Source organism: Methylocaldum sp. MU1018, from assembly GCF_053646775.1.
The window spans coordinates 3862441-3883736 of the sequence record NZ_CM132195.1 but is presented as its reverse complement, the minus strand read 5'-3'; the positions used below and the strand labels follow the sequence as shown (position 1 = coordinate 3883736).

The following is a 21296-nucleotide window of genomic DNA, read 5'->3' as shown; positions in this document are numbered from 1 at the left end:
CCTTCCATTCAAGAGGGTATAGACATGTCATCGAATCAAACCCATCTCGCCGGCTACCGGCGTGTCCGGGAGATACTGAACGCCGCCGCCGGGGACAGCCCGGCGGATTACGGCGGCATCGGACGCTTCTGGGATCAGGGCGTGGAGGTTCTCAAATCCGCGATCATCCACGGCATACGGATGATCGCGCCGGAAACCCCGCCGGCGTGCTGCCATGCCGGCAGGCCCGATCAATACTGCCGGAGCGCGGTTTCGGGGCTCATCCAGGGCCTCAAAGGCGAGCCGCCTTTCGACGGCGGCCAGTTTCCGCGTCTGCCCTGGGGCGGCCGCCCGGTCGCGGCGGCGGACATCGAGATCATCGCCGACTGGATCGACGGCGGCTGTCCGGACGGCGGGCATGAAACGGCGCTTGAATCCGTCCCGCTGCGGCTCGAAGCCGGCGGCGCGGCGCATATCGCCGCACGGGAACTCGCCGAATTCGGCTTGGCGCCGGAAGGCGCGCGCCGCCCCGTCCGGCCCGGCGAACTGAAACAGCGCGCCAATCTGGATTGTCTGGGCGAAGCCGAACTCGAGCGGCTGCGGAAGGCTTTCCGGCATATCTATGACCTGAACGACTGGACCGAGGACCGGCGCAGCTACAACAACCAGGCGCTGATCCATCAAAACCATTGCCAGCACGGCTGGGAGCGTTTCCTGCCCTGGCATCGCGCCTATCTCTACGAGTTCGAGCAGAATCTCCAGGATTTCGACCCGGACATCACGCTGCCCTACTGGGACTGGACCATGCCCCAATACCGCCCGGACAGGCCGGAGCTCGGCTGGATCATTCCCAAATCCTTCCAGGCGTTCTTGACGGAGTCCGCCGTCGAGGAACTCTTGGGCGCACTCGACCCCACGCCGACCGAAGCGCAAAGAAAAGCGTTTCGCGCCCTGGCGGAACAACGGCGCAGCTTCGTTTCGCAAACGACTTTCTTCCGCCACGTATACAACGACATCGGCTATACCCATGTCACGCCGAGTCCCGGGGACCGCAATCGCCAACGCATGATCGACGCCCTGCTGGCCTCGAACCCGCTGTGGTATCCCTTGCGCTACCCCGCCGAATATCAGAACGGCGGCACCATCAACCAGGTCATCCATTACCACTACCCTTCCGCCGAGGACATCCGCCAGATCATGGCGCTGAACAATTTCCGCGACTTCGGCGGCGGCAGTATCTACGACGCGGCCTTCGGCTTCATCGATCAGAACCCGCACAATACCCTGCATATCTGGACCGGCGGCCAGAATCCGTACGGCGGCGGCCAAGGCTCGTACGAGAACGTCCCGCCGGCGGCCAGGACGCAGGCCGCGGTCTCCGTGAAAGACCTCGGCGAACGCCGCAACCTGATGGTGCGGGCCGGCGGGCGGCGCTTCCACTCGCGCTCGGACATGTACCAGCAGCCGCCGCTCGGCGACATGTTCAGCAATCTCACCGCGTCCTACGATCCGGTGTTCTGGCCGATCCACGTCAACGTGGACCGCCTTTGGTGGGAATGGCAGAGAATGAATCCCAACGCTAATCCGGTCGAACTGGACGCGATTCTCTCGCCCTGGAACTACACCCTGCGGGACACCCTGAACGTGGCCCGGTTCGGCTACGAATACGTGCGCGGCTCGCACTTCATTCCCGTCGGGCTGGAGGCGCCGGTGGGCCGCTTCCTGTCGCAACCCATTCGGGTCCCGGAGCGTACCAAGGGCTTCCGCAAGGCGGAAGTTCGGCTGCATTGGGTGCCGCAATTGGTCCGATCCTGCTTCATCCGCGTCTTCCTGAACCTGCCCGGCGCCGACGCCCGCACCGAGTGGCGCGGCAATCCGCACTTCGCGGGCTATCTCGCGATCTTCGGCCACGGCGCCTGTTACGGCGGCCCCGGCCATTGCGACATCCCTCCGCCCCGAGCGCGGGAATACGACCACCGGACCCGCAGCCACAACATGCCGCGCAATCACCGCATCGACGTGACGGAATGCGCGCGGCGGCTGCTGGAAAACGCCGATGAGCTGCAAATCACGCTGGTCGTCATCGGCGCCGATTACGAGGAGGAGATCGATCTCCTCAAGCTCGAAGGGGTATCCCTGAATTTCCTCGACTGATTGCGGGAGACAAGATCGTGACGACCTACAAAATACACCCCGGTATCGGCATTGCCCGGCTCGGCAACAGCGAGACCGAATTCTACATCGCCCCGGAGGTTCCGGCCGGCCTGCCCCAGGAATGCGATGCCCAGGGCAATCCCATTCTCGCTCCGGACGGCTCCGGCCCGGTGCTGGTGAAGACCTTCAAGGACAAGGACGGCCGCATCAAGCGCCAGGCCGCCCGTTTCCAGGTCTTCGTCTACGACGACGAGAGCCCCGAAGGCCGACCGCTGAAACTCGGCGATCCGGTCGCAGGGGGCGGCAACCACGGCACGCTGATCGACATCCAGTGGCGGGTATATCTCGCCAACAAGAAAGCCTCCTGGTACGAGTTCAGGCAACGGGCCGGCGAACACGGCTACGACCCGGCCACCCATCCGCGCCGCAACGCCGGGGTCGCGGATCGCGACCGCCTGATCATCGATCCCGGTCCCCGCAGCGTCGACATCCGCACCCGGCGGCGGGCCCGCTTCGACCGCTCCGGCAACGGCACCTACGCCGCCACCTTCCCGCCGCGCGGGCTGGAACCTCACGACATCGATACGCTGGGCGAAATCCTGACCGATGACGAAGGCCGATTGCTGGTGCTGGGGGGCTACGGCCGTTCCGGCAGCGAAAAATCTGGCCCCGGCGAACCGCATATCGCCGATTACGCCAACAACGACGGCTGGTACGACGACGTGTCCGACGGGCCGGTGATGGCCCGGCTGGTCATGTTTTCCGAACAGGTCGGCCAGACCCGCTATATCGACGTCGAATACCCGGCCTGGGTGCTGGTCGGCTATCCGCGTTTCGTGCCGCAGATCCTCGACATGATCACCCTGGACGAGGTGATGTACGATCTGTTTCTGCGCGAGTTCGCCTACGACACCGCCCTGTACGGACAACTCGGCAGCTTTGCCTGTCCCGAGACCATACCGCCCCGCGACCCGGTGGCGCTCAGCCAATGGAAAACCGGCCGGCTGACCTGGAACCGGGACTACAAGCCCTGGTTCTACCGCGATGTCTGGCCCATCCTGTTCCGCCCCAACGAGTTCATCTATCTGACCGATATTCTGGCCCAGTCGAATTTTCCTCACGACCAGGAACGGCGCGGCACGTTCAACCCTTGCCTGCTGGCGCAAACGCCCAAGCGCTTCCGGGACAAGGTCGACTACGAAGCGGCGGCCGCCGCCCCGAACCCCGTCACCCTAGCTTGTCTCCGCGCGGAAAGTCCCGCCGGCCGATCGGCCGCCGACGGCGTGAAGGCGGCCCGCGAAGCCCAGCAAGGCGAAGCCCGCGTCGAGACCCGGAGTTCGCCGCGGCAAGACAGCGACGGCCGCTGGGTGTTGGACCCCTATGGTCCCATGCGCCGTTTTCTGTTCGATCTCTTGAGGCGTAACGGCGAGGAGAATGAATTCAAGCTGGAAGACAAGATCGGCAGCCGGGTGCACAACCTGCCGCTGATGCCGCTGCTGTGCGGCGACAATCCCTTGTCCAACGAAGCTCCTTCGAAATTCTTACGGCTCACCGATTACCAGTTGTTCGTACTCCGGCAATGGGCCGAGGGATGTTTCATCAACGAAATGGAAGAGGGATGGCTCGATCCCGAGACCTATCCCGTGTTCATGCCCCATCCCACGACGCCTCCGAAAACCGGAAGAGAACTGGACCGGAGCGTCTTGAGCAATCTCCTGGGAGGGGCTTTTTGTCCCGGCGGCGAGGTCGGCTGGATCATGCGTAACCCGTCCGTTTACCGGGAGCCTTACCGCATCAAGGCCGACCGGCGATGGTCCGATTTCCTCCAGTCCGCCGCCCAGGCGAACGCCAACCACGGCAGCGACCTCGACGACGTCACCTTTGCCATCGATAGCCCGCTCAGCCAGGACAACGATTTCGACGTCGGCCTACAGCCCGGCGATTTGACCAAGTACATGGCCTTACCCTGGCAGGCCGACTTCAACGAGTGCACCACCAATATCGTCAACATCACCTACGCCGATTGGAACAACATCAATCCGGACAGCGAGCACGACCTGCGCCTGAAGCTGAACGAGAAAACCTGGGAGACCTTGTGGTGGCCGGCCCATCGGCCGTTGCAATCCATGGAACTCACCGGCTTCGACGATCAGGGACAGCCGCTGACGGCCTGGACCACCTGGAGCCGCGGCATTCAACAAACCCATGCCGGCGACTTCAAGATGGTGAACGAATGGTGGAAGCTGGGTTTCATCATTCGAAATCCCTATTTGCCGGCGGATAGCGCCCGGACGCCGAGCTCGGGGCCGGATAACCGCTATTACAGCGTGGAACGCGCCGGCACGGAGCGTGTCGCTGCCTCCGACGCACAAGCCAGCGTCATCGCCAATCCCCAACAACCATCCTCAAACTCAGGAGAATGATCATGAACGACAACCCATTCGTAGGCCGATGGAGCTATCGCAGCCTGCTCAACGATCCCGACTTGAACCGGGATTTCAACGACCTGGAATTCGGCCGGGGCACCATCGAGATTTATGAAAATGCCCCGCAGTTGCTCACGGGAGTCATCGGCGGCCCCGGCTGGTCGCTGCAACTCGAAGGTTCGCGCGAATACGGCACGCCGATGCGGGTGCGCTTTCAGGGCGTCGGCATCGTCGGCGGCGAGCAATGGATTTACGACTACGAGGGCTACCTGGTGAGCCACTGGCCTAACGGCGTGCAGCAGCGGCCCGCCATCGTCGGTTCGGTGATCCGTACGATTCCGCATTCCGGCGGTTCACCGGATACCGTGGCTCCAGCCGGCGTGGTGGCGTCATTTTACGCCGTCAAAGCCGAATAGGTTCGGTGTTCGACGTTTTCATTGCCGGCGCCGGGCCGGCCGGCGCGGCGACGGCAATCTCCCTGGCCGCCGCCGCGCCGGGGCTGCGCGTCTGTCTGGCCGACGCGGGGCGCACCCGCGCATTTCGCGTCGGCGAATCCGTGCCGCCGCTCATTCAGCGTTTTCTCCAGCATCTGGACGTATGGCCGGCGTTTACGGGCGACGGCCATTGCCCGTCCTTTCGCACCCTGAGCGCCTGGGGCGGCCCCGAACTGGTCGGCAACGAATTTTTCCTGCAGGTTCACGACACCGGCTGGCGCCTGGATCGCGCCCGTTTCGACCGCAGGCTGGCGATGGAAGCGGAAAATCGCGGCGCCCGGCCGCTGGCCGCCCGGATCCGTGCCATCGCTCCCGACGGCGACGGATGGACCATCGATTGCGGCGCGGCCGGAATTCATACGGCGCGATGCGTGGTGGACGCGACCGGTCGCGCCGCCCTGCCGTCGCGGTTGGCGGGATTGCGCCCGGTCAACCATGACCGCCTGATCGCCAGCGTCGTGTTTTTCCCGGATTCGCCGGACGCCGATCGACCCGGCGCCGACGCGGCGGTGATCGAAGCGTTCCGGGACGGCTGGTGGTATACGGCGGCAACGCCCGCCGGCCGCCGGATCGTGGCCTTGATGACCGATGGCGATCTGGCGCGCCGTCTACGGGCATCCCGACTGGACGCCTGGATGGAATCCCTGGCCGCAACCCGTCATGTGCGAACCCTGGTCGGCGCCAGCCGGCCGCTCGCGTCGCCCATACTCTGGCCGGCCGGTTCGCGCTGTCTCGAAGGCCGTGTTCCCGCCGGGCTGATCGCGGTGGGCGACGCCATTTCCAGCTTCGATCCCCTGTCCTCGCAAGGCATTGTCAAGGCGCTGCGATCCGGCATCTTCGCCTCCTACGCCATCGCCGACCGGCTGCTTCAGTCCGACGGCGGGCGCGGCTATGCCCGTTACGCGGCCCTGATGCGGCGCGAATTCGCCGCCTACCGGGAAACCCTCCGCGACTATTACCGCCAGGAACAGCGCTGGCCCGACGCTCCGTTCTGGCGGCGGCGCCATCTCGAAATCCGTTAAGTATCGCCAGGCTGAACGGAATTGGGCCTATCGGCAGGCACAAAAAAACCCGGAAATGACCGGGCGTTTTTGGGATCGTTCGGAATCATGCTTTCGCAGAGTTTCCGTTTAGGCTTTTCTGTTAGCGCAAGATAATCCGGAGATCGGATTCCGATGGTGGGCGGTGTAGGGTTCGAACCTACGACCCCTGCCGTGTGAAGGCAGTGCTCTCCCGCTGAGCTAACCGCCCGCCTGTTGCTTTCTCCGCGAGAAGATCGCTTTTTTCTCCGCGGCTGTCAATGGTCCAGTTCGGGCGGAACCGATGCCCGACGGGTTTCCCTTCAGTCATCGGGGGCAGCTTTGATAGACTTCGCGCTTTTTTGCTGCTCGTTATGCGACGTATTCCTTTACTGCCTCTGATCTTTTCCGCCGTGCTCGCTGCCTGTACCAGTTTCCTCCGGGGCGGCATCCCGGTCCATCACCCGCCGCGGGCCGGCAAGCCGGCGTTGCCGCCGACCGAGGTTCACCGCGAGGGCAATCTGCTCCGTCTCGACTACGAAGGCTTTACCGTGTGGCTCGATTGCGAGAAGCGCGGCGCCGTGAAGTGGCGCTACAACGCTCAGCACGACGACGGCAATCTGCCCCGCTCCGAGAACTTTAAGCTCGATTCCTATGTGCCGAAGGAGTGCCAGCAGACCAGCGCGAAGGGCTACGGCCGCGGCTACGACCGGGGGCATCAGGTACCGGCCAATCATCTCGACGCCTCGGCGGTGGCCATCGAGCAGTCGAACTACATGACCAACATCCTGCCGCAGGTTTCGCAGATGAACCGGGGCGCATGGAAACTGACGGAGGAAATCGTCGAGTGTTACCGGGATATCGACGAGTTGCTGGTGATCGGCGGGGTGATCTGGGGCAACAACGAGAAGGACGATTTTTTCGTGCAAAGCCACGGCGTGAAAACGCCCGATGCTTTCTGGAAGGTGGTGATTCGCGGCGACGGCCGGGTGATCGCCTGGATCGTGCCGAACGCGAAGGACGCGGTCGAGGCCAAGCTCGACCGCTACCTCGTGACGATCGAAGACATCGAAAAGAAAACGGGGGAGAAGCTGCCGGTCACGGGGGATGCCAGAACCGCGAAGCCCAAGAATAGCTGGGTGGTGCCGATCGGCTGCAATAAAGGCTGATTATCGGCCGGCCGGGGCTTCGGTCGGGCGTTTCCGCGATAGCGCCGTGGCCGTGAATGCGGCCAGTTCGCGAAACAGATCCTCGGCCAGGGCTTCCCGCTCAGCCGGCGGTCGCGCCAGCGACTCGCCGATGCGAGCGGCCATCGCCTCCAGTTCGCGCGGTTCGGCCAGCGGCGAGAGGTGCTGAAAGAGCAGGCGATGGGCGGCTTTGCGCTCCATCACTTCGATGCCGTCTAGAATCTGGCGATGCGAGGTGCCTTCCCAGATCAGCAGGATCATCGCTTCCCTCAGCCAGCGTTCCACGCGCTGTTCGGCCAAGGTGCCGATTCCGCCGTGAACTTCCATCGTCCAGCGGGCGGTTTGGACCGCCAGTTCGGCGGTCCGGTATTTGGCCAGATGGGCCATCAGGCGGAACAGGTGGTAACGTTCGGAGTAAGGCGGTGTTTCGCGCCAGACTTCGTTCAATCGTTCCACGGCCTCCCAGGCCAGGGCGAAGGCCGCTTGCAGGTCCGTCCAGCGCTGCTCGAACTGCCGGCGCAGCAGCGGGTGTTCGATGATGGGCTTGCCGAAGGCCCGCCGGTTTTCGGCGTAACGCAGCGCAGCGCACAGCGCGTGCTGGGCCAGCGCTACGCCGGCGATGCCGTTCGCCACCCGGGATAGATTGAGCACTTCCAGGATCAGGTAAATGCCCCACTCGGCTTTGCCGAGCAGATAGGCTTCGCTGTCCCGCAGTTCCACTTCGCCGGTCGGAACCGAGCGCGTGCCGATCTTGTCTTTGAGCCGCCGGACGAGGTAGTTGAGGTTGCCGTCCTCGCGGCGGCGGGGCAGCAGGAACAGCGCCAGGCCCCGGACACCGGGCGGAGCCGCCTCGATCCGCGCCGCCACGATCGCGAGCTCGGCCCCGACATTGCTCGCGAAATATTTGTCGCCGCTCAGCCGCCACCTATCTCCGGCGGGTTTCGCGACGGTGGCGACGGCCGTGCCCAAGTCGGAGCCGCCGCTGATTTCCGTCATCCAGGTCGCGCCTTGCCAGACCGCTTCGTCCTGCCGGAGGAGTGGCGGCAAAAAGTGCTCCTTCGAGGTCGCATCGCCGTACTTCTCGAGCATTGCCGCGGTCGACAGCGAGACGGTGTAAGGGCAATACAGTCCCGGATCGTGGAAAGCCGTTACGTAACCCAACTCGTAGGCCGGCCGCATCGAGCGCTCTTCAAACGCCCGCCAGACCGCGCCGGTCCGATAGCCGTGCTTGAGCATCCGCCAGTATTCGGGCGGGTAAAGAATCTCGTCGACGCGGCGGCCCGATCCGTCGAACATGCGCAGCCACGGGGTTCCGGTCCGATCGACGGCGTCCGAAATCGGCCGGCCTTCCGCTTCCCACCAGGATGCATAATCCCGCAGGAGCCGCTCCTGCGGCGAAAGGCCGAGCATCAGGTTCAAGAACTCTGCCGGCGAACAAAGCCGTTCGGAAATCATCGATCGCTTCCTCGGAGGCCGTGTGTCGTTCGAGCGGAGAAAATCTCTCCGTTACGCTTATAGACCGCCGAGATCTTTGTAGCGATCCTCGAAGAACCGTGCCGATGCGGGCGGAAACGGCAGAGAGGCGCCGTCGCGTCCGGTTTCGCCGGTTAACGGCCCGGTTCGGGCACCCAGGCGACGATCCGCAGGGGAGCGCCGCTGCCGCCTTCGATTTTCATCGGCAAGGCCACCACTATCACGCCCGTCGCTGGCAAATCGCCGAGCCGGGCGACGTTCTCGAAAATCGGAATGCGTTTCTGCGTGAGTATCCGATGGGTTTCGAAATGCGACGACTGCCCGTAATCGATGCTCGCCGTGTCCAGTCCGACGGCTTTGACGCGGCGCCGGTCGGCCAGCCAGCGCGCGGCTTCGGGGTCCAGGCCGGGAAAGTGGAGTTTCGCCACCGCCGCCTCGCCCCGTTCGGCGGTGCCCAGATATTTGGCCGGGTCCGGCCAAAATCGATCGTAACCCGTGCGCAGCAATACGATCGCCTGCTCGGGTATCGGTCCGTGGCTCTTTTCCCAGGCGGCGAGATCGGCCAGGCTGACCCGGTAATCGGGCTGTTCCGCCGCCCCGGACGCTACGTCGATCACTACGGCGGGACCGATCAGCCGCTCGACCGGAATCTGATCGACCGCAGGGCCGTTCGCGGAAAAATGATTCGGAGCGTCCAGATGGGTGCCGCCGTGCTCGGCCGCCTGGAACCGATAGGCTTCGTAGTGAAAGCCTTTTGCGGTCGTCCCGACGAACTCCGGCTCCAGGCGGAACGGCGTCGCGGTCGGCCAGTACACGGTCGCGGCGGAGAACGAATGGGTGAGATCCAGCCATCGCCCGGACAGCCACGGGCCCGGCTGGGCGGCGCAACCGGCGGCGGACGCCAGTAGAGCCGCCAGCGCGGTCCGGCGTATCCGCCGCTTCGTGGGATGGGAGTCGAGGTTGAATCGGAGTCGAGCGGTAAAGCGCATGGTTCAGCACCTCTGTGATCGTTTCGGAGATTCGAAGCGTTCGGGCTCCGGCATCGGTTTTCGCCTCTTGACGGCATTATGCCGAGATCCCATTATTGAGCACTTGGAGGCGCCCGAGCCTCAGGGACCGAAACTCTTACATTTTCTGGGAAGGGATTCCATGAACGAGTCATCCTGCCTTTCCGGCAGCGAGCCGGATCCGTTGCGCCTGGAGCAAGCCGCACGGAAGTCTCCCGCCAATGCCGCGGCCGCGCCCCTGTTCGATCCGATCACGCTACGGAAGCGCTTCCGGCGCGACGGGTATGTCATCGTCAGCGGCGCGGTGCCCCAGGAACTCTGCCGCGCGGCGGTTGCCGCCTTCGAGAGGACGGTGAAGCCCAGCCGGGATTTTTTCGTCCGCCACGAATCCGGGCGATACCAGCGGCATGTGTTCACCGAACACGGGTTCATGGCGCACCCGATCCTGAACATCCAGGATTTGTCGCCGCACAAGTTCGGCGAGTTCAGCCGGCTCGGCCTCGATATTCTGACGCAGAAATCCATACAGCGCATCGCGGCGACCTTGCTCCGCGAGAACGTTTGCATGATCCGCACCAAGTTCTTCGACGGCAGCCGGGAGACTTGGGTCCATCGGGATGGCCATGACGCCGATTTCGGGGCGATCGGATCGATGCTAGGCGTTTGGATCGCGGCGGAAGACGTTCATCCCGAGGCCGGCCGGTTCTACGTCTACGAGGGCAGCCATCGAGTACCGGCTGCGCCGCGGCTGCGGTTCGGTTCCCTGAATCCGGACGCTTCGCCGTACCGGAATGCGCTGGCGGCCTGGGCCGAGGAATCCGGATTCCGGCGCGTCGCTCCCGCCTTGCGGCAGGGCGATGCCGTCCTGTGGTCCTCGTTGACGATCCACGGCAGTTTCGCGGCGACGGACCCCGCCCGTTCGCGCCGGTGCTTCACCGCCCACTACATCCCGGAGTCGAGCCACGGCCTCTGGCTGCGCCGGGCGCGCGGCAGCGTCGGCGAGACCGTCGTCAACGGCGTGCGCGTCAGCCGCCACGGCGACCAGGGCCGCTGGGCGCAGCAAACCCGGGCGGCGTTCTCGGAATATCTCGCCGCGCGGCATCCCGATCTTTTCCGGTCTCTGAAACGGCTGCGCAAAGGCTTGTCCCGGGCCGGCGGCCCGATGCCGGGCGAGATGGCCGAGGGCAGACATTGAACCGGCGCTCCACGGAACAGGGGCCTTGGCTGAATCAGGCCGTCAGGCCCGTATCCGGCCTCGCGCGGCCGAATCTGCACTCGTTCAGAAACCCGCGCCACGGTTCGGTCACCGTCATCGACACCATCGAGGGCGTCGAGCGCCATCGGGAGGCCATCGAGGCGCTGGCGGCGGATGCGGCGCATCCCAACCCGTTCTACGAACCGTGGTATTTCCTGCCCCTGCTCAAGGCGTCGAGGCGGAAGCCGCGCCTGCGCTTCCTGCTCGTTTACGGGACTAACGACGATGGTTCGGGAACGCCCGACGCGCTGATCGGCTTCGTCCCGTTCGAGCAGAGATTTCTCCACCCGCTATGCCCGCTCCCCTGTCTGCGGCCGTGGCGGGACGCCTATGACTGGACCCTGCGGCGCACGCCGATTCTCCGCTCCGGCGCGATCGGCACCGGCCTGGCGGCGCTGGGACGATGGCTGGCGGCCGAGCCGCGCGCCCCGAAGATTCTCGTTCTGGAAGACCTGCCCGGAGGCAGCGAGATCGTCCATGCGGTGGAGTGCTGGCTCGGCGAAGACCGCCGGCTGTGCCATGCGCTCGAGATTCAGGAATCGCACCTGTACCGTCGCCAGGCGGACGCCGAAACGTATTTCGGCCGCGTTCTGTCGGGCAAGCGGCAGCGGCACCTGCGGCGTTTGCGGCGCCTGCTCGACGACCTCGGGCCGGTCCTGATCGCCGACATCGACGCATGCGGCGATATCGACCGCTTCCTCGACGAGTTCATCTCCCTGGAGTTCAGTCAATGGAAGGGCAGAACCGGCACTTGCATGGCATCCAAGCCCGGCGGCGCGGCGATGGCCAAGACCGTTCTCAAGGAGGCGCACCGCCGCAAGCGCCTCTCGCTGCTCGCCTTGCGGGTCGGCGACAGGCTGGTCGCCGCGCGCAGCGTTCTGCTCGCGCCGCCGGGGTGTTTCGGCTTGAGGATAGCCTACGATGAAAGCCCTCCGTATGCCCGCTGCGGCCCCGGATTTCTGCTGGACCTGGAGGGCATCCGGCGGCTCCACGACGACGCCGATCCGCTCGGTGCCGGCATCCGCTGGCTGGACAGTTGCGCGGTCGAGACCGCCACCCTGCCGCTCGGCATGCGGACGGAGCCCTTGCCACTCCATCGCTATATCGTGGCCGTCCGCGGCGGCATCGGCGAAGCGGCGACGCGCCGGTTTCCCGGCGCCGTGCGGGCGCTTTCCCGGATACGCGGACTGTTTTCGAGCCGGCCGCGGCTGGCGGGACGTTAGGGCGTTTTCACCGTTGATTTGCGGTTAAAGAGGAGCCGCACCGAGCGGCTCGAAGTGCGCGGTTTTTCGAGGCGCCCTAAAGAAAGCTTCCGAGTCGGCGTATCCGAGGGCGTCGTGTTCGAGGTGCGCCGTCCGCGTCAGACGCCGATATCTTCCCGCCACAAATCGGGGCGGGTCCGGATGAAGTCGGACATGAGTCGAATACAGGCAGGATCGTTGCGTACCTCGACCGAAACGCCGCGCGACCTAAGCAGATCCTCTTCGCCCAGAAACGTCTGGTGCTCGCCGATCACGACCCGGGGAATCCGGTACAGCAGGATCGCCCCGGCGCACATGGAGCAGGGCGACAGCGTCGTGTAAAGCGTGCTTTCCCGGTAGACCGACGCGGGCTGACGTCCGGCATTCGCCAGCGCGTCCATTTCCGCGTGCAGGATGGGGCTTCCCTGTTGCACGCGCCGGTTGTGGCCGCGGCCGATGATGCGGTCCCGGTGCACCAGGACCGATCCGATCGGGATTCCCCCGGCCTGCAACCCTTTCTCGGCCTCTTCGAAGGCCGCCTGCATGAAGGCATTCATGTTTCGTGCTCCGTCGGTAACGATGAACGTTGGGCGCAGGAGTCGTTCCGCGCCTATGGATTTTCGCGCTCCGGGCCGTTCGGCGCCGGGGGATGCCGCTCAGGCGATAAGTCCCGCTCGATCAAATATAAGATACTGGCGAAAACTTGCAGCAATACCCCGCCGATCGACAGTGCGAACCAGGCGAAGACGACGAAGCCGTAGTGCAGGGGAGCCGCGAACAGCTCTTCCATGAACCAGAAGGTGTGGCCCCATTCGTTGTAGCCGACGTTCGGCAAAAGCGTGAACGGGCCGACCACCGAAAAAAGGTAAGGCACGGACAATCCTTTGGCGAAATACGGCAGGCGCGTTCTCGCGTACAGAAAAGCGCCCCAGCCGGTAATGATGTAAACCGGGTAGCTCAGATAAAACACCACGATGTGATTGGGCGTGAAGTCGGTGTCGCGTACGACCGTCTGGTGCCAGGTCGCGTCCTGCTCGGTGAAGAAGCTGGTTCCCCAGTAGAAGGCCCAGGCATAGGCCGCCAGCCAGATCAGGTGGGTCAGGTTCCGGCGCAGTTCCTCGCGCGGCGGCAATGGCGCGACATCGCGGTCGCGGGTTTTCCACAACGGTTGCCGCAAGACTTCGCCTTTCGCTCGGGTCAGCGCCCTGTCGGTGTCGATGAAGTGCGCCCAATAGTTCTCCAGACGGCGGTCCCGGCTCCGCCACAGCCATCCCCACAAGAGAGCGGCGGTGATCGTTTCCAGCACGATTTCCGCGTAAAAGAGATTCATCCAATAGGTTTGGAATTCCGGCGCAAAGGCGTCGAGCCCGGTCGACCAGGCATAGGCGCCCTCATACCAGCGAACCGCCAGGTACAGCACCGCATAGCCCGCCAATACCAGCGCCAGGCGGTTCAAACTGAACAGCGGCGGTTCTTGCGCGGCGCTATCTGAAATTCCGGCTTGCATCGGCGCGGCCAATCGAAAGTCCATTCATTGGACTTCCGGCATTCGAGAAACGCTCCCGGGGCTAAAGAATTTTCAGCACCACGAGAGAAATATCGTCATCGAAGGAGCGGCTTTGGCAAAACGTTTCGAGTTCGTGGACGACGATCCGGATCAGTTCTTGCGGCGCGGCTTGAGCGTGCGCGACCAAAAGATCGCACAGGCGATGCTCGCCGAAGAATTCGCCCTGTTTGTTGCGCGCTTCGGTAATGCCGTCGGTGTAAAGAAGCACCAGATCGCCCTGGTCCAAAGAGAGCGTTCGCTCTTCGAACGCCACCTCTTTCTTGACGCCCAGGATGAGCCCCTCGGTATCCAGTTCGGTGCAGCTCCGCTCGCCTCTGCGCAGCAGCAGCGGGCGGTTGTGCCCCGCGTTGGCATAGCTGATCCGCCGGGTGTCCGCGTGGTATCTCAGATAGAACATCGAGATGAAAAAACCGGCCCGGTTCAAATCCTCGAACAGAAGATCGTTCAAGACCGACAGAATTCTTTGGGTCCCGTCGCCGCGCCTCGGCCGGCCTTGCGCCAGCCAGTCGGTTCCCAGCTTCAAGGTGCTGCGGGTTTCCGCCATGATCAGGGCCGCGCCCACCGAGTGTCCGGACACGTCGGCGATCACGATGTCGACGGCGTCTTCCGCGGCGAAATAATCGAAATAATCGCCGCCGACGTGGACCGCCGGCAGGCAGTAGCCGGCCACCAGCGCGCCGTCCGTCCGCAAAGGGGCGCTCGGCAAGAGCGACAACTGGATTTGCCTTGCGATTTCCATCTCGTGGCGTTCTTCCTCGATTCGCCGCAATGCGGTGACATCGGTCTGAGTGCCGATGAAATGCGTCAGCCGGCCGTGATCGTCCCTCACCGGGGAAATGAACAGTTCGTTCCAAAACGGCGTGCCGTCCTTCCGGTAATTTTTCAGCGTCAGATGGCAGTCGCGTCCTTCGCGCACGGCTTGCCGAATCGCTTCGACCGCCTTCGGGTCGGTCTCCGGGCCTTGCAGGAAGCGGGGATTCCACCCGATTACCTCGTCCCGGCTGCGTCCGGTCAGTTGGATGAACGCGGGATTGGCGTAGAGGATGGGGTTTCCTGGCCGATGGGCATCGGTGATGACGATGCCCACGCTGGATGCCTCGATGGCCCGGTCTCTGAGCCTCAGCGCGTCCTCGAAGCGTTTGCGTTCGGTCACGTCGTGATCCACCCCGCGCCACTTCAGCAAGCGGCCCCGGCCGTTGGGGAGCGGAATGCCGGTGGACTCGGTGAACACTTCGCGGCCGTCCTTGTGCCGATACCGGTTGATCAGGCGGAGGAAAGACTCCTCACGGGCGATCAGTTCGGGCGCGAGAGCCGCGCAGCGTTCTCTGTCGTCCGGGAAAAAGAACTCGTAGTAGTGTTTGCCGATGATTTCCTCGACCTCGTAACCGAGAATGTCCTTCACCGCGGCGCTGGAATAGGTATAGCGGCCTTCTTGATCCTGTTCCCAAATCCACTCGCTGGTCATGTCGACGATCTGGCGGAACCGGGCTTCGCTTTCCCGTAGCGATTCCTCGGCAACCTTGCTCTCGGTGATGTCTTCGATCATGTCGATGGCGAATTGCAGCTCGCCCTTGAATCCGTAGGTTCCGGAAACGATCTTGCGCACCCAGAGTTGCGAGCCGTTTCTTCGGATAAAGCGTTTGTCCAGCTTGTAATGTTTGTACTGCCCTTCGACCAAGCTTTCGAAGCGTCGGATGCTGATCTCGATATCGTCCGGGTGGCTCAGTTCGAAAATGATGCGGCCGTGCAGTTCCTCGGCGCCGAAGCCCAGCATCGAATGCAGGGCAGGATTGGATTCCCTGACCCTTCCGTTCTTGTCCAGCAGCGCGATGCCGATCCCGGCGCGCTCGAAAATCGCCCGGAACCGGGCTTCGCTTTCCCGCAAGGCGATTTCGGTGAGCTTGCGTTCGGCGATTTCGGCGCGCAGTTCCTCCTCGGCCGCGGTCAGCGCCGAGATTTGCGCCCGTACCCGTTTTTCCAATTCGCCGCAGCGCCCGCGCAGCGCGTCCATGCTCTGCCTCGATTCGGCGATGGCGCGGTCTTTTTCGCGCCCGATTTCGGCCAGGCGCCGGTTCGTCCGTTCCAGGCTTTCGTTGAGCAGGCGCACCCGGGTCATGGCGTCGCCATGATCGCGCGGTTCCCGGCCGAAAGGCGCCAGGATTTCCCGAAAGAACACCTCCGCCTGCAAGTCGATGTCGAAGTCTCGTGCCGGCGCGATGGCCTCGGCGGAAAGGTCCGCCAGGGCTTTGCGGTGAATCGCGGCCAGAGCCGGCAGGCTCACGTTCTCCGCGACCGCCCGGCGCCCCAGCCGATAGGCCCGCAGCAAAGGATTTCCCTCCGTTCCGGTCAGATAGTCCCGCAATGCCGCGGCATATCGCGCTTCCAGCTCGCGTTCGCCGCGTTCGAGCATTTTTTCGTTCATCAGAACACCTTGTTGGTTTGAAACCTTCCCCTTCAGGGGAATGGCCGAATCCGGGCGACGATGCGATGCACCGTTATCCCTCCGGCGATCCGCGGGCGGGTTCTCGTCCGGCGGATGAGGCCGGGCGCGGATTGAAACACCGTATGCCCCCGGGATGCAGCCGCGCGGTGCCGGCTCGGGAAAGCGCCGCATTCTTCCAGATGAAAAAGTTTGTCTGGCTAATTGGACTTGCGGGCGGTTTCCCGATTCAACCCGCCCCGCCGCACGCTCACCGCACCCATTTTTTCATCGTCACCGTCGTGCCTTTGCCGGCTTCGGAGACGATATCGAACTCGTCCATCAACCGCTTGGCGCCGGCCAGGCCCAGCCCGGCTCCTCCGCTCGTCGAATAGCCTTCGCGCATGGCCAGTTCGACGTCGGGAATGCCCGGTCCGGCGTCGACGGCTTCGATGAGAATGCCCGGAGTATCGCCCTTTTGGGCCTTGCTGAGAACGATTTCGCCTTTTCCGGCGTATTGAACGATGTTGAGCGCCACTTCCGAGATGGCCATGGCGATGAAGGTTTGTTCGACCGACCAGAAGCCCAGTTCGGCGGCCAATGACCGTCCCTGCTGCCGGGCGGCCAGAATTTGCAACTCCGAATCGATGGGAACCCGTATTCGGTCGGTCATGAAGGCGTCTGTCCGCTCGCCGAGTCAATAAAACGAAAGCGCGGTGTTTCGGTGGACCATTCGAATCTTTACGCCAGGCGCGGATTGGTTCCGGATGGCGCGCGAATCTCCCGTTCGCTCGCGCCCTGGGGCGAGCCGGTCGATGCCGAGGCGACCTCGGCTATCCGCGGGCGATCAGCGCCGCCAGTATAAATCCTGCGATGACGTTGCCGCAGATGCTCACGATAAGTTCTCGCGTGAAAAAAGCCTGGGGCCGCATCTTGCCGAGCCTGGGATTCTTGTGCTTGGCCGTGATTTCGACGGCTCCGGCGGCGATCTTCTGCGCTATGGTCCGTACCCGTTCGACCACCTCCGCTTCGGTGTGGAAGGCAGGGTGATATTTGATCAGAAAGGTTCCCGTGACGATGTTCGGCTCGGCATGATAGACCCCCTTGGACCGGGCATCTCCAAGCAGGCTTTGCTTGAGCAGTTCTGCCAGTGTCCGCTTGTTTTTGATCAGCGGCACCCGGATACGAATTCGTGCCGGCACTCGGTTGTGGACGATGGAGATTGTCTCGGGCATGTCGGGCCTCGTCGAGCCGGAGCGAAAGCAAGCGCGTTTTTCGAAACGCCTTGATCTCTCAGACACGAAAACGCATCAAGAATGCCGCAAGAAGCCCCGCGTCTTTCGGAAACGGTGCCCGAGACGGGCTTCAGGAATGCGGAGTGCCCGGATTCTGCCCGGCATAAAAAAGCCGGGGCTTGAAAGCCCCGGCTCTCTAGTACTTGCGAACGGCGGTTCATCGCGTTTCCTTGTCATTCATCCGGTTGTAGTTTTTCAGGCAGAATCCGATCGATCCTCCGGTGGTGCCGAAGAATACCAGTGCCAAAAAGAGTTCAACGCTCGTCATGATGGTCTCCTGTATTGATATACGTTTAGTTAGTATCAGTAACGATGCGATTGTTCCTTTTGTTTAATAAGGATTTCTTATCGATCCGATCAAATAGTTTAATAAACGTCATGAAATTAATTTGAATTGCGCATCTGTTTCTTATGGTGAAACAATCGGGGCGAGTGTATTTTGCCGCTGCCCGGCTCGAGCGGCCGGCGTGCCTCTGCGATGCCATCGCATCCGGTACGAGAACTTGGCGGCGGATTTCGAGGCCGAGACGCGAGCTTTGTGGACTTTCCGGAGGCCGGCCGGAACGATGCGGTTCCGCGGCATACGGAACGCGCGGGGCGATCGATACTCCGAGCTACCATCAGGTGACCCGACCGATAGACCAGCACGTCGAATTCCGGTGGAAACGCCAGGCAAAGGAATTCGAGCCGTTCATGGACGCGCTGAAGCCTTTTATCGATGACTTCGGCTACGAGGCGTGACCGGGAATCTCCCGATCGTTTTCGTCGAGGCGGTCGGCCTTGCGTCGTTCCGACATCCCTCTGCCGGAACGACGGCCGCGCCGAGCGGGCGCTACAACGTTTTCAGCAGCGCTTCCGCCTCCTCTTTGCCGGCAAAGTCCTTCTTGTCGCGCAACAATCGCTCGAGTTCGGTTTTGGCTTCGCCGTGCCGCCCGTTGGCGATCAGGGCTCGGGCGTAATGAATCTGGACGTGCGCCAGGTTGGGGCCCAGTACCGTGGCCTGCTTGAGTATCTGCAAGCCCTTTTCGGCTTTGCCGTTTTGGGTGAGCACCCAGCCGGCCGTGTCGAGCGCTTCCGGCACTTTTCCGGCCAGTTGCAATAATTTGTCGACCCGTTCCAAGGCTTGGGCCGCTTGCCCGGTTTCCTGATAGGCCCATGTCAGGTTGTTCAGGATTTCCAAATCGTCGGGCAGCAGCCGATGGGCGTTTTCGAACGCGAGTACGGCCTCGGCCAGCTTTCCCGCCTTTTGATAGGACAGTCCGAGCAGGCGCCACGATCCGGCGTCGTCTTTCTGTTTCTCCAGCCAGCGCTCGAGGCCGGCGAGGGCTTTTTTCTCCTGGCCGGAAGCGCTCAGGCTTCTGAACAGCATTTGCGCGATCTCCGGATTCGGCTTGATGGCGAAGGCTTTCTCATAAGCTTTCGTTGCGCCCGAAAAATCTTTCCTCGCAAAAGCGATATCGCCTTCGAGCCTCGAGCCCAGGTTAGCGTCGGGCTGTTTGGCTTGAAGTTCTTGCGCGAGCGCCAGCGCAGCGTCGTATTTTTGCTGTTTTACGAGCGTCTGGATCGAAGCCAGAGCCGCGGGCGCAAAACCCGGCGCGAGCTTTAACGCCTCTTTCCAGGCCGCGAGCGCGGCGGAACTGTCGCCGCTCCTTTCCAAAGCCTGTCCGTACCAGTATTGCGACTCCGGGTTGCCGCCGTTTCGCGCGATCAGTTGCCTGAAGGTCACCAGCGCGCTGGACGGATCGTTATTGGCCAACTGCGCCATTCCCAGGTATTGCGTCAGCAACGGATCGCTTTCCTTGGACGATGAGGCCGTCCGGGCCGTTTCGATGGCCTGTAGCGGCTTGTTTTGAGAAAGGTAGTAACGAATCAGCATCACGGCGGGTTCGGCGGCCGAAGGATTTTTGTCGATCGCCTGCTTCAGCCTGGACGCCATCTGTTCCATGTCGCCTTTCTTTTCGGCGACGCGCGCGAGTCCGATCAGGGCGGGCAGGTATCCGGGGCGCTTCTTCAGCAGCTTTTCGTATCGGGCGTTCGCGGAATCCGGCTGACCGAGATTCAAATCGAGCTGAGCCAGTTTGAGGGCGGCCATGTCGTAATCGGCTTTTGCGGCCAGCGCTTTTTCCCAGAGCTCCCTGGCCTTGTTCGTATCGCCTTTGGCCAGATGGGCGGTTGCCAGAAGATCCAGGGGGATGGGCTGGTCGGGCGCTTTGGCCAGTATCGATTCGGCGGCCTTGATTGCCGCCTCGGGCTTGTTTTGCCGGATCAAGGCCAATGGCAGCAGAATGTCCGCCTGCATGATGTCATGGCCCAGATCGACGGCTTGTTGCAGTTGCGTGACGGCTTCGTCGGTTTTTCCTGCCGCGAGTTGTCCCACGGCCAATTGAGTTTTGATGCCGGCCGCGTCGGGAGCCAGCCGGGAGGCGCGGCCGAGCGCTTCGAGGCCGTGCTCGTAATCTTTGCCGGCCAGGTAGGCGCCGCCCAACAGGCTGAAATATTGCGGATCGTCGGCCGATCGGTCCTGGATCCGCTTGAGCAGGTCCAGCGCTTCGGCGGGCTTGTTTTGCCTGAGCTTGACGGCGGCCAGCAGTTTTACGGCAGGCGCATGGGCGGGGTTGGCTGCGACCAGCTTGGCGAGCGGTTCGCTCGCCGATGCGAATTGTCCGGTCGCATAATGGGCCGCTCCCAGGAAGAACAGGGTTTCCGGATGGCCGGGCATCGCGTTGAGCGCCTTGTTCAGCAGCGGCAGGGCTTCTTGAGGCTGATTCCGCTTGAATGCGATGGCGCCTTTCATATAGAGGGCCAGCGCGCTGTCTTTGGATACGGCCAGAACCGGTTCGAGTTGTTTTTCGGCCTCGTCCAGGCGATTCCGGTCCAACAAGGTATTCGCCAGGCCCAGTCTCGCGCGGGTATCGGAGGGCTTGAGCTCGATGGCCTTGTCGAAGGCGGCGCCGGCTGCCGCGAAATCGCCGGTCATCCGCAAGGCTTCGCCCTTCAGGACCCAGGCGCGGAAATTGGCGGGATCTTTTGCGAGGACTTTTTCGCAGTATTCGACGGTCTTGAGGAAGTTGGCTCCGAGGGTTTCCACCGCGGCCAGCCCCAGCAGGGCGTCCGCGTTTTCCGGCTCCAGGCGGAGAGCTTCGCCGAAGTTGCCGGCGGCTTGTTCCTTGTCCTGGGTCGCCAGGTAAGCGCGGCCCCGCAATGCGTAAACCCGGGCCTTGAGCTTGTCCGAAGAAACCGAGCCGGCATCCAGCAAGCGCAGGGCATCTTGGCTCTTGCCTTGCAAAATATAGGCGCCCGACAGGGGAATCAGCCAGGCTTCCCGGTCCGCATTCAGGCTTTTCGCGCGTTCGAATTGAGCGACCGCAGCGTTGATATCGCCCAGGGCCAGGTAGGCGTCGCCCAGGAGCAATCGGGCTTCCAGGTTGTCGGGAGACTCCAGTATCAGGCTTTTGAGCTCGATGACGGCGGTTCGGGTTTCTCCTTTTCGGAGATTGGCGCGAATTCCGTCCAAGGTCGCGTTGGCGGCTTCCTCGGCGTGGGCGGCGCCCAGCAAAAAGCTCATGGCCAGTAAAAGGGCGTGCTTCTTAAAAGCCATTGCGTGGGTCTCCTGGTTAACCGATGGGCGATGAAAAGGCAGGCTGTAAAAAATAGTGACGGATGCAATTGTCGCGAAGGCCGCGATCACGGAAAACAAAAAGATAGCATGGCGTCGGGTTTGCGCGGGCTCGTAAAAACAAGGCGGCCCGTAGGCCGCCTTGGGTTACCGCTTCAGTGCAA

The 21296-nt window shown here is 63.0% G+C and carries 15 protein-coding genes and 1 tRNA gene; 7 read left to right on the top strand and 9 right to left on the bottom strand.

Going from position 1 to position 21296, the window contains the following annotated elements; genetic code table 11:
• The first annotated feature begins 24 nt into the window (after window positions 1-24).
• Genes ACWJKU_RS17815 through ACWJKU_RS17800 form a run of 4 tightly spaced genes read left to right on the top strand, consistent with a single transcriptional unit; the run spans window position 25 to window position 6075 of the window.
• Complete coding sequence (locus tag ACWJKU_RS17815) at window positions 25-2133, top strand: tyrosinase family protein (protein WP_454144481.1); 2109 nt, start codon at window positions 25-27, stop codon at window positions 2131-2133.
• 17 nt (window positions 2134-2150) lie between these two features.
• Complete coding sequence (locus ACWJKU_RS17810; protein ID WP_454144479.1) at window positions 2151-4556, top strand: LodA/GoxA family CTQ-dependent oxidase; 2406 nt, start codon at window positions 2151-2153, stop codon at window positions 4554-4556.
• Window positions 4557-4558: 2 nt separating this feature from the next.
• Complete coding sequence (locus ACWJKU_RS17805) at window positions 4559-4975, top strand: hypothetical protein (protein WP_454144477.1); 417 nt, start codon at window positions 4559-4561, stop codon at window positions 4973-4975.
• A 5-nt stretch (window positions 4976-4980) separates the two neighbouring features.
• Window positions 4981-6075, top strand: coding sequence for a tryptophan 7-halogenase (locus ACWJKU_RS17800; protein WP_454144475.1), 1095 nt, complete (start codon window positions 4981-4983; stop codon window positions 6073-6075).
• Between the two features lie 154 nt (window positions 6076-6229).
• On the opposite strand, the gene ACWJKU_RS17795 is transcribed toward ACWJKU_RS17800, so the two are convergent.
• Window positions 6230-6304: transfer RNA gene (locus ACWJKU_RS17795), tRNA-Val, on the bottom strand.
• A gap of 142 nt (window positions 6305-6446) precedes the next feature.
• On the opposite strand from ACWJKU_RS17795, the gene ACWJKU_RS17790 reads away from it, so the two are divergent.
• Entirely contained in the window at window positions 6447-7241 is a 795-nt protein-coding gene (locus ACWJKU_RS17790) for a DNA/RNA non-specific endonuclease (RefSeq protein ID WP_454144473.1), read from the top strand.
• Here the strand turns inward: ACWJKU_RS17790 and ACWJKU_RS17785 are convergent, their stop codons facing one another.
• On the bottom strand, window positions 7242-8714 hold the full coding sequence (locus ACWJKU_RS17785; protein ID WP_454144471.1) for an acyl-CoA dehydrogenase family protein: 1473 nt from the start codon (window positions 8712-8714) through the stop codon (window positions 7242-7244). It lies immediately after the preceding gene.
• A gap of 152 nt (window positions 8715-8866) precedes the next feature.
• Window positions 8867-9721 carry a cyclase family protein gene (locus ACWJKU_RS17780; protein ID WP_454144469.1) on the bottom strand — a complete coding sequence of 285 codons (855 nt, stop codon included), beginning with the start codon at window positions 9719-9721 and terminating at the stop codon, window positions 8867-8869.
• 160 nt (window positions 9722-9881) lie between these two features.
• Between ACWJKU_RS17780 and ACWJKU_RS17775 the strand changes: the two genes are divergently transcribed.
• Together ACWJKU_RS17775 and ACWJKU_RS17770 are read left to right on the top strand one after the other, a co-directional pair.
• Window positions 9882-10934: a phytanoyl-CoA dioxygenase family protein gene (locus tag ACWJKU_RS17775; protein ID WP_454144468.1), complete on the top strand. Its 1053-nt coding sequence runs from the start codon at window positions 9882-9884 to the stop codon at window positions 10932-10934.
• Window positions 10931-12217 carry a GNAT family N-acetyltransferase gene (locus ACWJKU_RS17770; protein ID WP_454144466.1) on the top strand — a complete coding sequence of 429 codons (1287 nt, stop codon included), beginning with the start codon at window positions 10931-10933 and terminating at the stop codon, window positions 12215-12217. Before ACWJKU_RS17775 ends, ACWJKU_RS17770 begins: the two co-directional genes overlap by 4 nt.
• Window positions 12218-12354: 137 nt before the next feature.
• On the opposite strand, the gene ACWJKU_RS17765 is transcribed toward ACWJKU_RS17770, so the two are convergent.
• The 6 genes from ACWJKU_RS17765 to prsT form a co-directional block, all read right to left on the bottom strand.
• Window positions 12355-12792, bottom strand: coding sequence for a nucleoside deaminase (locus ACWJKU_RS17765; protein WP_454144464.1), 438 nt, complete (start codon window positions 12790-12792; stop codon window positions 12355-12357).
• Window positions 12793-12845: 53 nt separating this feature from the next.
• Window positions 12846-13766, bottom strand: a complete 921-nt coding sequence (locus ACWJKU_RS17760) for a methane monooxygenase/ammonia monooxygenase subunit C (RefSeq protein WP_454144462.1) — start codon at window positions 13764-13766, stop codon at window positions 12846-12848.
• Between the two features lie 37 nt (window positions 13767-13803).
• Entirely contained in the window at window positions 13804-16224 is a 2421-nt protein-coding gene (locus ACWJKU_RS17755) for a PAS domain S-box protein (protein WP_454144460.1), read from the bottom strand.
• A 268-nt stretch (window positions 16225-16492) separates the two neighbouring features.
• Window positions 16493-16894 carry an anti-sigma regulatory factor gene (locus ACWJKU_RS17750; protein WP_454144459.1) on the bottom strand — a complete coding sequence of 134 codons (402 nt, stop codon included), beginning with the start codon at window positions 16892-16894 and terminating at the stop codon, window positions 16493-16495.
• A gap of 160 nt (window positions 16895-17054) precedes the next feature.
• Window positions 17055-17456: a hypothetical protein gene (locus ACWJKU_RS17745; protein WP_454144457.1), complete on the bottom strand. Its 402-nt coding sequence runs from the start codon at window positions 17454-17456 to the stop codon at window positions 17055-17057.
• An 892-nt stretch (window positions 17457-18348) separates the two neighbouring features.
• Complete coding sequence (prsT, locus tag ACWJKU_RS17740) at window positions 18349-21114, bottom strand: XrtA/PEP-CTERM system TPR-repeat protein PrsT (RefSeq protein WP_454144455.1); 2766 nt, start codon at window positions 21112-21114, stop codon at window positions 18349-18351.
• Between the last annotated feature and the right edge of the window lie 182 nt (window positions 21115-21296).

Excerpts from the sequence above, each read along its gene's own strand:
- ACWJKU_RS17815 (WP_454144481.1), top strand. The coding sequence starts at position 25 with ATGTCATCGAATCAAACCCATCTCGCCGGCTACCGGCGTGTCCGGGAG.
- ACWJKU_RS17805 (WP_454144477.1), top strand. The coding sequence starts at position 4,559 with ATGAACGACAACCCATTCGTAGGCCGATGGAGCTATCGCAGCCTGCTC.
- prsT (WP_454144455.1), bottom strand. The coding sequence starts at position 21,114 with ATGGCTTTTAAGAAGCACGCCCTTTTACTGGCCATGAGCTTTTTGCTG.
- ACWJKU_RS17745 (WP_454144457.1), bottom strand. The coding sequence starts at position 17,456 with ATGCCCGAGACAATCTCCATCGTCCACAACCGAGTGCCGGCACGAATT.
- ACWJKU_RS17790 (WP_454144473.1), top strand. The coding sequence starts at position 6,447 with ATGCGACGTATTCCTTTACTGCCTCTGATCTTTTCCGCCGTGCTCGCT.
- ACWJKU_RS17775 (WP_454144468.1), top strand. The coding sequence starts at position 9,882 with ATGAACGAGTCATCCTGCCTTTCCGGCAGCGAGCCGGATCCGTTGCGC.
- ACWJKU_RS17750 (WP_454144459.1), bottom strand. The coding sequence starts at position 16,894 with ATGACCGACCGAATACGGGTTCCCATCGATTCGGAGTTGCAAATTCTG.
- ACWJKU_RS17760 (WP_454144462.1), bottom strand. The coding sequence starts at position 13,766 with ATGGACTTTCGATTGGCCGCGCCGATGCAAGCCGGAATTTCAGATAGC.
- ACWJKU_RS17780 (WP_454144469.1), bottom strand. The coding sequence starts at position 9,721 with ATGCGCTTTACCGCTCGACTCCGATTCAACCTCGACTCCCATCCCACG.
- ACWJKU_RS17765 (WP_454144464.1), bottom strand. The coding sequence starts at position 12,792 with ATGAATGCCTTCATGCAGGCGGCCTTCGAAGAGGCCGAGAAAGGGTTG.
- ACWJKU_RS17785 (WP_454144471.1), bottom strand. The coding sequence starts at position 8,714 with ATGATTTCCGAACGGCTTTGTTCGCCGGCAGAGTTCTTGAACCTGATG.
- ACWJKU_RS17755 (WP_454144460.1), bottom strand. The coding sequence starts at position 16,224 with ATGAACGAAAAAATGCTCGAACGCGGCGAACGCGAGCTGGAAGCGCGA.